The following is a 12324-nucleotide window of genomic DNA, read 5'->3' on the forward strand; positions in this document are numbered from 1 at the left end:
GTCACCAATATTAACTCCAGACGCGGATTTTTCACATTATCTACGGCTCTACTTAAAACCCACACTAAACTTCATGTTTACATAAAATCGTATTAACAGATACAATACCCCCCTATAGTATCAGGAGGGCGTATGCCGCATTCACCCGAAGATAAAAAACGTATTATGACCCGCGTCCGCCGCATTCGGGGCCAGGTTGATGCCCTTGAACGCGCCCTGGAATCGGGCGATCCCTGTCTCGCCATTTTGCAGCAAATTGCCGCCGTGCGCGGCGCTGCCAATGGTCTGATGGGGGAAATGGTCGAAATTCACCTCAAAGATGAGCTGGTGACGGGGGAGACCACCCCGGATCAGCGGGCAGTGCGGATGGCGGAAGTCGGCCATTTACTGCGCTCTTATCTAAAATAAACCCACACACCTCACAACAAGGGAAAGACATCATGAAATCTCGCGCAGCTGTCGCGTTCGGCCCAGGCCAGCCGCTGAAAATCGTTGAAATTGATGTTGCTCCGCCGAAGAAAGGCGAAGTGCTGATCAAAATTACCCACACCGGCGTTTGCCATACCGATGCGTTTACCCTGTCCGGTGACGATCCGGAAGGCGTATTCCCGGCGGTGCTCGGCCACGAAGGGGGCGGTGTGGTGGTGGAAGTGGGTGAAGGCGTCACCAGCCTGAAGCCCGGCGACCATGTGATCCCGCTCTACACCGCAGAGTGCGGCGAGTGTAAGTTCTGCAAATCCGGCAAAACTAACCTCTGCCAGGCCGTGCGCGCCACGCAGGGCAAAGGACTTATGCCGGACGGCACCACCCGTTTCTCCTATAACGGCGAGCCCATTTATCACTACATGGGTACCAGCACCTTCAGCGAATACACGGTGTGCGCCGAGATCTCACTGGCGAAAGTGAATCCGCAGGCCCCGCTGGATAAAGTCTGTCTGCTCGGCTGCGGTGTCACCACCGGTATCGGCGCGGTGCATAATACGGCGAAAGTGAAAGAAGGGGACACCGTGGCGGTGTTCGGCCTGGGCGGGATCGGTCTGGCGGTTATCCAGGGCGCGGTACAGGCGAAAGCTGGGCGTATCATTGCTGTGGATACCAACCCGGAGAAATTTAAGCTCGCAGGTGAGATGGGGGCGACCGACTTTATCAACCCGAAAGACTACGACAAACCGGTTCAGGACGTGATCGTTGAGCTGACCGATGGCGGCGTGGACTTTAGCTTCGAATGTATCGGCAACGTCAACGTAATGCGCTCAGCGCTGGAGTGCTGCCACAAAGGCTGGGGCGAGAGCATCATTATCGGTGTGGCCGGCGCGGGTCAGGAGATCAAAACCCGTCCCTTCCAGCTGGTGACAGGGCGCGTATGGCGCGGGTCAGCATTTGGCGGCGTGAAAGGCCGTACTCAGCTGCCGGGCATGGTTGAAGATGCGATGGTCGGTAAAATTCAGCTTGATCCGTTCATTACGCACCGCCTGCCGCTGGAGCAGATCAACGAAGCCTTCGATCTGATGCACGAAGGAAAATCCATTCGCACCGTTATCCATTTCGGCGACAACTGATTATTCTGCCAGCGGTTTTTTCCGCTGGCATTTCTTCCCTGATCTTCTCTAAAGTGTGACCTGTCCGGCGCTTTTAGACGTAATTTAATTCCCTGGCGTGCCGATGACTCTTTTACAGGCGTGTTATTACGCATCTTACCTATAAGAGAGTCGACGGTCATGGACAACACAACATCGATGCAGGCGCAGCCTAAGCTGAGTTTCTTGCATCACATCCGGCTGGTTCCGCTGTTTTCCTCCATTCTCGGTGGCATTATTCTCCTGTTTGCATTGAGCTCAGGTCTGGCAGGCTATTTCCTGCTCCAGGCCGATAACGATCAGCAGGATGTCACGGCAGAAATCCAGGTGCGCACCGGTCTGTCAAACAGTTCCAACCATTTACGCACCGCCCGTATCAACATGATCCACGCGGGGGCGGCGAGCCGTATCGCGGAGATGGAGGCGATGAAACAAAACATCGCTGAGGCTGAGATCCGCATCAGGCAGTCGCAGGATGGATTTGCCGCCTATATGAAGCGCACCGTTCGTACCCCGGCTGATGAAGCGCTGGATGGCGATCTGAAAGCCCGCTATGACGCCTACATCGCCGGTATGCAGCCGATGCTGAAATATGCCAAAAATGGCATGTTTGAAGCCATTATTAACCACGAAAATGAGACCGCGCGTCCGCTGGACGATGCCTATAACGCGGTGCTGCTGAAGGCGATAAAAATCCGCACCGAACGCGCCAACGCGCTGACGGCACAGGCTCACACCCGCACCCGGCTGGGGCTGATGTTTATGTTCGGCGCGTTTGGCCTTGCGCTGGCGCTGGCGGTGATCACCTTTGTGGTGCTGCGCCGTACGGTGATAAACCCGCTCCAGCGAGCCGCTACGCGTATCGAAAATATCGCAAAAGGCGATTTGACCATGCCGGACGAACCGACCGGACGCAGCGAAATTGGCCGCCTGACGCGCGATCTGCAAACGATGCAGCACGCGCTGGTGACAACCGTGGGCACCGTGCGGCAAGGGGCGGAGGAGATCTACCGTGGAACCAGCGAGATCTCCGCGGGTAACACCGATCTCTCTTCCCGTACCGAGCAGCAGGCGGCGGCGATTGAACAGACGGCGGCCAGCATGGAGCAGCTCACCGCGACGGTGAAACAGAACGCCGATAACGCGCATCATGCGAGTAAACTGGCAGAAGATGCCTCCGGTAAGGCCAGCCGCGGGGGGCAGATGGTCTCCGGCGTGGTGAAAACCATGGGTAATATTTCCACCAGCTCGAAGAAGATCTCTGAAATTACCGCCGTGATTAACAGTATCGCGTTCCAGACCAATATTCTGGCGCTCAACGCGGCGGTCGAGGCGGCGCGTGCGGGTGAACAGGGACGCGGCTTTGCGGTCGTGGCGAGTGAAGTCCGCACCCTGGCAAGCCGCAGCGCGAATGCGGCGAAAGAGATTGAAAGCCTGATTAATGAATCTGTGTCGCTTATCGATCAGGGTTCCGGGGAAGTGGTTGCGGCGGGCAATACCATGAATGAGATCGTCGAGGCGGTTAAACGCGTCACCGATATTATGCTGGAGATTGCAGCGGCGTCCGATGAGCAGAGCCGCGGCATTGTTCAGGTGAGCCAGGCGATTTCCGAGATGGACAAGGTGACGCAGCAGAATGCCTCGCTGGTGGAAGAAGCTTCTGCGGCGGCGGCCTCGCTGGAAGAGCAGGGCGCACGTCTGACGGAGGCCGTTGGCGCGTTTCGTCTCAACGGGGCGCGCGCAGAACGGACTTCAGCCGCTGCAACCGCAGCGAAACCCGCGCCTTTAACCCCGGCGGCGGCCGTCTCCGGTGATAACTGGGAAACGTTCTGAGTAAGACAGACCCGCCCTCGCGGCGGGTTCTGCGTTTAGGGTCAGAGAGGCATTGATTTACGAATGGCGCTTAACAGCGTTTGGGCGCCTTCAGAGAGCGGGGCATCTACCCGCGTCAGGATCCCAATCGGTTCTCCCGCGCCGGGCGATGTTACCGGCAGCGCCGTAAGCACGCCGCGTCGCAGATCGTCCTTCACCGCGCCGGACGGCACAAACCACACGTAGTCGTAATCCACCGTAAGCTGGCGCGACAGCGACGCCGAAAGCGTTTCAATACACCCGGAAGGCAGCGTGCAGCCCTGCATTTGCAGCAACGCTTCCGCATTCTGACGCGGAACGGTTCCTTTTGGTGAGACCACCACCGGCCACTCCATCACGCGGCTCAGGGTCACGGTGTCCTGCAACAGGGGATGATTCGGACGCACGACCAGCTTCAGCGATTCCAGGAACAGCAGCTCGTAATTCAGGCCGCTCATCAGTTCCGGATCGGACATCCGCCCAATGCCCAGATCCAGCTCGCCTGACTTCAGGCCCGCCAGCAGCATGGTATTATTCATGGTCGCGACCTGAAGCGTGGCGTGCTTTTGCTGACGATGGAACTGGCCGATCGCCGCAGGCAGTATACCCAGCGCCGCCGTTGGCAGCGCGCCCACGCGCACGATGTCGCAGGCCGACACCTCTTTACGGTTGAGCGCCTGACCGGCGGTATTGAGGGCATCGAGAACTTTAACGGCATGCGTCAGGAACTGTTCACCCACGAGAGTAAGCTGAGCGCCCAGACGGCCGCGATCGAACAGGCGGGTTCCGGTAAGCTGTTCCAGTTCGTTCAGCGTTTTGGATAGTGCAGGCTGACTGAGGTTAAGGGTTTCAGCCGCTCGCCCCAGCGTTCCCTGTTGAGCGACGGCCACAAAAGTATGCAAATGGCGCAAGCGTATGCGCTGACTGAACAGACCATTTTTTTCCATAGGCGATGTTAAAAACAGAGCGACGCGGGTGACAAGTTAAGATGTTTGAATTTGATAACCTGATAGCAAAATATTTTTAACATTTGATCTATTTGAGTTACAACCGTTTTTCGAAAATGCCCACGCTTTGACCACTGGTCTGCCTGGATCACAATTCGTAAATTCTTCCCAACGAAAGGAACGGGCTTCTCTACACTCCAGGTAGTATTCACTGGAGGCATGACATCATGGCGAACACCATCACGGCTGATGATATTCGGGAACACTTTTCGCAGGCTATGTCGGCGATGTACCAGCAGGAAGTTCCGCAGTACGGCACCTTGCTGGAACTGGTGGCGGACGTTAACCTGGCGGTTCTGGAAAATAACCCACTTTTACATGAACAACTGGCAAACGCAGACGAACTGGCGCGCCTGAATGTTGAACGTCACGGTGCGATCCGCGTTGGCACCGCGCAGGAGCTTTCCACCCTGCGCCGGATCTTCGCCATTATGGGCATGTACCCGGTCAGCTATTACGATCTCTCCCAGGCGGGCGTGCCCGTCCACTCGACGGCGTTTCGTCCGACAGACGATGCGGCGCTCTGCCGTAATCCGTTTCGCATTTTTACCTCGCTGCTGCGCCTTGAGCTGATTGAAAACGTTGCGCTGCGCGAAAGGGCGGCGGAGATCCTCTCCCGGCGCAACATCTTTACGCCGCGCTGCCTGGAACTGATCGACCTGCATGATGCGCAGGGACACTTTACTGAGGCACAGGCGCGCGAATTTGTGCAGGAAGCCCTGGAAACCTTCCGCTGGCATCGCCATGCGACGGTCGATCAGGAAACCTATCTGGCGCTGAGCAACGAACATCGCCTGATTGCCGACGTGGTCTGTTTCCCGGGGTGTCATATAAACCATCTCACGCCGCGCACGCTGGATATCGACCGGGTGCAGGAGCTAATGCCGAAGTACGGCATTGAGCCGAAAATTCTGATTGAAGGCCCGCCGCGCCGCGAGGTGCCGATCCTCCTGCGCCAGACCAGCTTTAAGGCGCTGGAGGAGCCGGTGCTTTTCGCGGGAGAACACAAGGGCACCCATACCGCGCGTTTCGGTGAGATTGAGCAGCGCGGTGTGGCCCTTACGCCGAAAGGGCGCGAGCTGTACGACAGTCTGTTAAATCAGGCCGGGACCGGCAAAGACAACCTGACCCACCAGCTTCACCTGCGCGAGATCTTCAGCGCCTTCCCGGACAGCGAAATGTTCCTGCGCCGTCAGCGGCTGGCTTATTTCCGCTACCGTCTGACCCCGACAGGTGAGGCGCATCGCCACGCATTTCGTCCCGGCGACGATCCGCAGCCGCTGATCGAACGCGGCTGGGTTGTGGCACAGCCCATCACCTACGAGGATTTTCTGCCCGTCAGTGCGGCGGGGATCTTCCAGTCGAATCTTGGCAATGAAACGCAGGCGCGCAGCCACGGCAATGCCAGCCGCAATGCCTTCGAAGCCGCGCTCGGCTGTGCGGTGTACGACGAGTTTTCGCTTTACGAGGAGGCGGAAGCGCGCAGCAAACAGCGTTGCGGTTTGCTCTGAAACCGTTACTCTGCAAGGGTGTGATGGAAAAAGAAGGTTGGTATGGAAAATCCCTCCGCCCCTGTGGTTGAAACGCGCCAGGGCGCATTGATTGGTTTTACTGAAGGCGATACTCACGTGTGGTGCGGCATTCCCTATGCGGCACCGCCCGTAGGCCAGTGGCGCTGGCGCTCCCCGCGTCCCCCCGCGCGCTGGGATGGCGTACGTCCGGCGACGGCGTTCTCCGCCTCCAGCTGGCAGAGCAGCGAAAGCTGTCAGGAGCTGGGCGGCGGCGATCCCGGCCAGTTCTCTGAAGACTGCCTGTACCTTAACGTCTGGTCGCCAGTCGCACGCGCCGATCCGCTTCCGGTGATGGTCTGGCTGCACGGCGGAGGATTTACCCTCGGCGCTGGCGGGCTGCCTCCGTATAACGGCAGGGCGCTGGCGAAGCGCGGCACGGTGGTGGTGACGATCAATTACCGTCTCGGACACCTCGGCTTTTTTGCCCATCCGGCGCTGGAGGGGGAAGAAGAGCGCGTGGTGCATAACTTTGCGCTGCTCGATCAGATCCAGGCCCTGGAATGGGTGCGCGATAACATCGCCTCGTTCGGCGGCGATCCTGAGAACATCACCGTATTTGGCGAGTCGGCCGGCGCGCGCAGCGTGCTGTCGCTGATGGCCTCTCCGCTTGCGCGAGGACTGTTCCATAAAGCCATTGTGCAAAGCGGGTACACGCTGCCCGACACCCCACGCGGGCAGGCCATGCATAAAGGCGAAGCGATTGCCGCCCATTTCGGCCTGCACAATGCCACCGCGGAACAGCTTCGCGCGATCCCGCCTGAGGCGTTCTGGCCGCTGACCTCGCCGCTGAATATCGCCCCTGCGCCCATCGTGGGGGATTGCGTTTTGCCTGAGGCCATGCTCGACGTTTTCTTCGCGGCCCGCCAGCATCCTGTACCGGTGATGATTGGGTCAAACAGCGACGAAGCCAGCGTGATGTCGGTGTTCGGGGTCGATCTGGCCGGGCAGATCCAGAAGCTTCGCCGCGAGCGGCGCTTTGGCCTGGGGCTGATTAAGCTGCTTTATCCTGGCGTGAAGGGCGATGAGGAACTTGGCAGGCAGGTATGCCGCGACATGGCCTTCACCACCATGGGATACGTGGTGATGCAGGCGCAGCAGCGGGCGGGCGGCCTGTGCTGGCGATACTGGTTTGATTATGTGGCCGAAGCGGAGCACGCGACGTACATCAACGGCGCCTGGCACGGCAACGAAGTGCCCTACGTGTTCGATACCCTTGGACAGGTGGAACCCTCGCGGCAGTATGTAAATGAACGCGATCTGGCCTTCGCCGCTCAGGTGGCGGACTACTGGGTGAGCTTCGCCCGGGATGCAGGGGCACGCGATAGCCTGACAGGGCCCACGCGCTGGCCCGCCTGCCGGAAAGGGCGGGACGTGCTGTTACGTATTGGTATGAATAAACATGCAGGTTTTCGGCTTGAAAACCGCTTCATGCGTGCCCGTATGAGCCTCTTCAAACGGGTGATGAAACACCACGTCAGCCTCGACTGAGCAGACAGGCGCGAAACGCATCCAGTCCGTTTTCCGGGCCGGGTGCGTCGCGTAATACCAGCCGGTAGCTCGCCCCCGTCTTTATGCTTGTGTCAAAAGGCCGCATCAGGCGTCCGGCGCGCACGTCCTCCTCCACCAGCGTTTCATCCGCGATGGCGATGCCCAGCCCCTGAATGGCGGCGGTAATGGCCAGATCCATGGTTTCGAAGTGTTGATTTTTGAGCATAGCTGGCGGCGGACCCGGCTGTTTCGCCAGCCACAGCGTCCAGTCCGTTTTGTCCCGCGTGGGGTGAAGGAAGGTGAGAGTTTCCAGCGCAGAACCGGCCCGTACCGGGCTCATCACCGGGGTTAAGGCCTCTTCGAACAGCAGATCGCCGGCGCTCATGTGTGTCCCAAACACAATCGCCGCGTCACAGGATTCGGTTTTGAAATTGACGTTATGATCGGTGGTGGTGGTCAGCGCAATCTGGAGTTCCGGCTGTTCGCGCTCCACCTGTAGCAGCCGCGGCACCAGCCAGCGCATCGCGCAGGTAGGCGCTTTCAGACGAATAACGGTCTGGTGCGTTCGTGCCTGTTCAGCAACGTTCAGCAGGTGCTCAAACGCAGATTGCAGCTCCGGCAGCAGGGCGCTTCCCTGAGAGGAGAGACGCAGGCCGCGCGCATGGCGCTCGAACAGCGGGAAGCCGAACCAGCTTTCCAGCGAAGCGATTTTGCGGCTTACCGCCCCCTGCGTCAGACAAAGCTCCCTGGCGGCATGGGTTAGATTCAGGTGACGCGCGGTCACGATAAATGTCTCTACGGCATTGAGCGGAAATGATCGACGCGACATATCTCACCTTAGCTATGCGTTTTTGTCATGGCTATTATGACAACAATTCGATTGTCCCGGCAATGAAGTTGTTGTTTGAATAGTTATGCATTCACCACGAGAAGGGACAGAGGATGACTTTGAAAACGCCGGTGCAGACACGATCCAAATTGCCCGATGTGGGAACCACCATTTTTACCGTTATCGGCCAGCTTTCAGCCCGGCATAACGCCATCAACCTTTCTCAGGGTGCGCCGAATTTTTCCTGCGACCCAAAACTTATCACCGGCGTGACCCGCGCCATGGAGGCAGGGCATAACCAGTACGCCTCCATGACCGGGCTGCAACCGCTCAGGGAGCGCATTGCGGACAAAATTGCCACGCTCTATGGCACACGCTATGACCCGGCGAGTGAGGTGCTGGTGACCGCCAGCGCCAGCGAAGGGCTTTACTCAGCCATCAGCGGGCTGGTTCATCCTGGGGATGAGGTGATCTATTTCGAGCCCTCCTTTGACAGCTATGCGCCGATTGTGCGTCTGCAAGGGGCGACGCCGATCGCCATTAAGCTGACGGTACCGGATTTTGCCGTGAACTGGGATGAAGTACGGGCGGCTATTACCCCGCGCACGCGGATGATCATCGTCAATACGCCGCACAACCCGAGCGGGCAGGTGTTTTCAGCCGCCGATCTGCACCAGCTGGCAGCGCTGACGCGCCACACCGACATCATCATTTTGTCTGACGAAGTGTACGAGCACGTCGTTTTTGATGGCGAACCGCACCACGGAATGGCGACGCACCCGCAGCTGGCGGAGCGCAGCGTGATTATTTCTTCTTTCGGAAAAACCTATCACGTCACCGGCTGGCGCGTGGGTTATTGTGTGGCACCCGCGGAGCTGATGGATGAGATATGTAAAGTCCATCAATTTTTAATGTTCTCGGCCGATACGCCGATGCAGTACGCGTTTGCCGAACACATGACCGATCCGCAAACCTGGCTGTCGCTGGCGGCGTTTTATCAGCGCAAGCGCGATCTGCTGCAAAGTTTGCTCGCCGACTCACCGTTCAGGCTGCTACCAAGTGCCGGTTCGTTCTTCCTGCTGGCGGATTACAGCGGCTTTAGCGACGAGCGCGACAGCGAGATGGTGAAAAGGCTGATTGTCGAGTACGGGGTTGCCACCATTCCGCTGTCGGCGTTTTATGCCGATGGCACGGACAATAAGTTAATCCGTCTCTCTTTTGCGAAAGATGAGGCGACGTTACGGGCAGGTGCCCAGGCCCTTTGTCGGGTTACACCACGTTAAGGAATTTGAGATGAAATTACGCGCGTTAGTTGTCGGCATGGGACTGTTGTGTTCATTCTCGTCGTTTGCCGCTACCGAGTTGCGATACGGGCTGGAAGCGGAATATCCGCCGTTTGAAAGCCGCAATGCGTCAGGGGAGCTGGAAGGGTTTGACGTAGAGCTGGGAAATGCCATCTGTAAAGCCGCCGCGCTGAAGTGCAGCTGGGTTGAAACCTCGTTTGATGCGTTGATCCCCGGTCTGGTGGCGAAAAAGTTCGACGCCATAAACTCGGCGATGAACATCACCGAACAGCGTCGCAAAAGCATTGATTTCACCCAGCCCATCTATCGCATTCCCTCCCAGCTGGTGGGCAAAGCCGGTTCTGCGGTAGAGGCTACCCCCGAAGGGCTGAAGGGCAAAACCATCGGCGTTCTTCAGGGTTCAATTCAGGAAACTTACGCCAAAGAGCACTGGGAAAAGCACGGTGTCACCGTGGTGTCTTATAAAGATCAGAATATGGCCTGGGGAGATCTGCTGAATGGCCGCATCGATGCCTCGCTGGTCATGTCAGCGGCCGGGCAGGCAGGTTTCCTCAGTAAGCCGCAGGGTAAAGGGTTTGGCTTTATCGGCAAACCGGTGTCGGACGACACCATCCTCGGCAGTGGGATCGGCTTTGGGCTGCGTAAGGGGGATGAGGCCACCAAAAAGCAGCTTGATGCCGCAATTGATAAAGTACGTGCCGATGGCACGATCGCTAAACTGGCTGATAAGTACTTCCCGGGTATCGATGTCAGCGTAAAATAACCGCCTCGTTGGTCCCGGCTGTTGATGTCCAGCCGGGACTCTTTTATATATAACTTTACCCCTTTTTCAGGCCGTTCTGGTCGACAGAAAATATTTCTCGGTTTGTTCAGATAATCACCCGCCAACAATTGGATTCTTAACCGTTTTTGTTTAGGCTGTGCGTTCTTTCTTGCCGTCATTTCGCTGCGCGCGAAACTCATTCACACGACCATAAGGACGTTTTCTCAGGCATGAATCGCAGACGTTTTCTCAAAGGTTCCCTGGCAATGGCTGCCCTGAGCGGCACTTCTGGCCTTGCTTCTCTGTTTTCCCAGGCGGCGTATGCTGCTGACTCCGACATTGCCGACGGTCAGAGCCGTCGCTTTGACTTCTCTGTTCTGCAATCCATGGCGCACGATCTGGCGAAAACCGCGTGGGGCGGTGCGCCGCGTCCGCTGCCGGAAACGCTGGCCACCATGACGCCGCAGGCGTACAACGCCATCCGTTACGATGAGAAGCAGTCGTTGTGGAATAACATTGAAGGCCGTCAGCTGGACGCCCAGTTCTTCCATATGGGGATGGGGTTCCGCCGCCGCGTGCGCATGTTCTCGCTGGATCAAACCACCTCTCAGGCGCGTGAGATCCACTTCCGGCCTGAGCTGTTCAGCTACGGCGATACGGGCGTGGATACCCGCCAGCTTGAAGGGCAGAGCGACCTCGGCTTCGCCGGATTCCGCGTCTTTAAAGCGCCGGAGCTGGCGCGACGCGATATCGTTTCGTTCCTGGGCGCGAGCTACTTCCGCGCGGTGGATGATACCTACCAGTACGGCCTCTCTGCGCGTGGTCTGGCGGTGGATACCTTTACCGACACCCCGGAAGAGTTCCCGGATTTCACCTCCTTCTGGTTTGAAACCGTGAAGCCGGGTGATACCACCTTTACCGTCTATGCGCTGCTGGACAGCCCGAGCATTACCGGTGCCTATAAGTTTGTGATCCACTGTGAGAAGAGCCAGGTGATCATGGACGTCGAAAACCATCTCTATGCGCGCAAAGACATCAAGCAGCTCGGCATCTCGCCAATGACCAGCATGTTTAGCTGCGGCAACAACGAACGCCGCATGTGCGACACCATTCATCCGCAGATCCACGATTCAGACCGCCTGGCGATGTGGCGCGGTAACGGGGAGTGGATCTGCCGGCCGCTGAACAACCCGCAAAAGCTGCAATTTAACGCCTACCTGGATAAAAACCCGAAGGGTTTTGGTTTGTTGCAGCTTGACCGTGACTTCTCTCATTACCAGGACGTCATGGGCTGGTATAACAAGCGACCAAGCCTGTGGGTCGAGCCGCGCAACAACTGGGGGAAAGGTTCCATTGCCCTGATGGAGATCCCGACAACCGGCGAGACGCTCGATAACGTGGTCTGCTTCTGGCAGCCAGAGAAACCGGTGCAGGCGGGTGATGAGCTGGACTTCAAATACCGTCTCTACTGGAGCGCGCAGCCGCCGGTGCGTTCCCCGCTGGCAAACGTCTACGCCACCCGTACCGGTATGGGAGGCTTCCCGGAGGGCTGGGCGCCGGGTGAAAATTACCCGAAAGTGTGGGCCCGTCGCTTTGCCATTGATTTCGTCGGGGGCGATCTGAAGGCCGCCGCACCGAAGGGCATTGAGCCGGTGATCACCCTGTCCAGCGGTGAAGCGAAGCAGGTGGAGATCCTCTACGTCGAGCCGTTCGACGGATATCGCATTCTGTTTGACTGGTATCCAACCTCTGACTCCACCGAGCCGGTGGATATGCGTCTGTTCCTGCGCTGTCAGGGCGATGCCATCAGCGAGACCTGGCTTTACCAGTACTTCCCGCCCGCGCCGGACAAACGTAACTACGTTGACGACCGGATCATGCGCTAGTCCTTATGGGTTTGTGCCGGGTGGCGACCCGGCCTGCTCCGGACGCAT

The 12324-nt window shown here is 58.2% G+C and carries 10 protein-coding genes; 8 read left to right on the top strand and 2 right to left on the bottom strand.

What is annotated here, in order from left to right; translation table 11 throughout:
* Positions 1 to 132 precede the first annotated feature (132 nt).
* From L463_RS07910 to L463_RS07900, 3 genes are all read left to right on the top strand, one after another.
* Positions 133 to 408, top strand: coding sequence for a metal/formaldehyde-sensitive transcriptional repressor (locus tag L463_RS07910; protein ID WP_032104106.1), 276 nt, complete (start codon positions 133 to 135; stop codon positions 406 to 408).
* Between the two features lie 32 nt (positions 409 to 440).
* Positions 441 to 1559, top strand: a complete 1119-nt coding sequence (locus tag L463_RS07905; protein WP_017693450.1) for an S-(hydroxymethyl)glutathione dehydrogenase/class III alcohol dehydrogenase — start codon at positions 441 to 443, stop codon at positions 1557 to 1559.
* Between the two features lie 159 nt (positions 1560 to 1718).
* Positions 1719 to 3410, top strand: coding sequence for a methyl-accepting chemotaxis protein (locus tag L463_RS07900; RefSeq protein ID WP_032104104.1), 1692 nt, complete (start codon positions 1719 to 1721; stop codon positions 3408 to 3410).
* 41 nt (positions 3411 to 3451) lie between these two features.
* Here the strand turns inward: L463_RS07900 and L463_RS07895 are convergent, their stop codons facing one another.
* Positions 3452 to 4375, bottom strand: a complete 924-nt coding sequence (locus L463_RS07895) for a LysR substrate-binding domain-containing protein (RefSeq protein ID WP_032104103.1) — start codon at positions 4373 to 4375, stop codon at positions 3452 to 3454.
* Between the two features lie 227 nt (positions 4376 to 4602).
* Here L463_RS07895 and L463_RS07890 point away from each other — a divergent pair, with 227 nt between their 5' ends.
* Entirely contained in the window at positions 4603 to 5946 is a 1344-nt protein-coding gene (locus tag L463_RS07890) for a 2-oxoadipate dioxygenase/decarboxylase HglS (RefSeq protein WP_017384005.1), read from the top strand.
* A gap of 42 nt (positions 5947 to 5988) precedes the next feature.
* On the top strand, positions 5989 to 7494 hold the full coding sequence (locus tag L463_RS07885; RefSeq protein WP_032104102.1) for a carboxylesterase/lipase family protein: 1506 nt from the start codon (positions 5989 to 5991) through the stop codon (positions 7492 to 7494).
* Here the strand turns inward: L463_RS07885 and L463_RS07880 are convergent.
* Positions 7481 to 8323 (bottom strand): LysR family transcriptional regulator, encoded by an 843-nt coding sequence (locus tag L463_RS07880; protein ID WP_015570561.1) that lies wholly within the window; start codon positions 8321 to 8323, stop codon positions 7481 to 7483. The two genes, L463_RS07885 and L463_RS07880, sit on opposite strands and share 14 nt — an antisense overlap.
* A gap of 113 nt (positions 8324 to 8436) precedes the next feature.
* Between L463_RS07880 and L463_RS07875 the strand changes: the two genes are divergently transcribed.
* From L463_RS07875 to L463_RS07865, 3 genes are all read left to right on the top strand, one after another.
* Entirely contained in the window at positions 8437 to 9606 is a 1170-nt protein-coding gene (locus L463_RS07875; RefSeq protein WP_017384002.1) for a pyridoxal phosphate-dependent aminotransferase, read from the top strand.
* A 10-nt stretch (positions 9607 to 9616) separates the two neighbouring features.
* Positions 9617 to 10390, top strand: a complete 774-nt coding sequence (locus L463_RS07870; RefSeq protein ID WP_003857237.1) for an ABC transporter substrate-binding protein — start codon at positions 9617 to 9619, stop codon at positions 10388 to 10390.
* A gap of 230 nt (positions 10391 to 10620) precedes the next feature.
* A complete protein-coding gene (locus tag L463_RS07865; RefSeq protein ID WP_017384001.1) occupies positions 10621 to 12276 on the top strand; it encodes a glucan biosynthesis protein D in 1656 nt (551 codons plus the stop codon).
* Positions 12277 to 12324 lie beyond the last annotated feature (48 nt).

Origin of the sequence: Enterobacter sp. BIDMC 27 (assembly GCF_000534415.1) — a bacterium.
Lineage (GTDB): Bacteria > Pseudomonadota > Gammaproteobacteria > Enterobacterales > Enterobacteriaceae > Enterobacter > Enterobacter hormaechei_C.

Excerpts from the sequence above, each read along its gene's own strand:
- L463_RS07910 (WP_032104106.1), top strand. The coding sequence starts at position 133 with ATGCCGCATTCACCCGAAGATAAAAAACGTATTATGACCCGCGTCCGC.
- L463_RS07905 (WP_017693450.1), top strand. The coding sequence starts at position 441 with ATGAAATCTCGCGCAGCTGTCGCGTTCGGCCCAGGCCAGCCGCTGAAA.
- L463_RS07900 (WP_032104104.1), top strand. The coding sequence starts at position 1,719 with ATGGACAACACAACATCGATGCAGGCGCAGCCTAAGCTGAGTTTCTTG.
- L463_RS07895 (WP_032104103.1), bottom strand. The coding sequence starts at position 4,375 with ATGGAAAAAAATGGTCTGTTCAGTCAGCGCATACGCTTGCGCCATTTG.
- L463_RS07890 (WP_017384005.1), top strand. The coding sequence starts at position 4,603 with ATGGCGAACACCATCACGGCTGATGATATTCGGGAACACTTTTCGCAG.
- L463_RS07885 (WP_032104102.1), top strand. The coding sequence starts at position 5,989 with ATGGAAAATCCCTCCGCCCCTGTGGTTGAAACGCGCCAGGGCGCATTG.
- L463_RS07880 (WP_015570561.1), bottom strand. The coding sequence starts at position 8,323 with ATGTCGCGTCGATCATTTCCGCTCAATGCCGTAGAGACATTTATCGTG.
- L463_RS07875 (WP_017384002.1), top strand. The coding sequence starts at position 8,437 with ATGACTTTGAAAACGCCGGTGCAGACACGATCCAAATTGCCCGATGTG.
- L463_RS07870 (WP_003857237.1), top strand. The coding sequence starts at position 9,617 with ATGAAATTACGCGCGTTAGTTGTCGGCATGGGACTGTTGTGTTCATTC.
- L463_RS07865 (WP_017384001.1), top strand. The coding sequence starts at position 10,621 with ATGAATCGCAGACGTTTTCTCAAAGGTTCCCTGGCAATGGCTGCCCTG.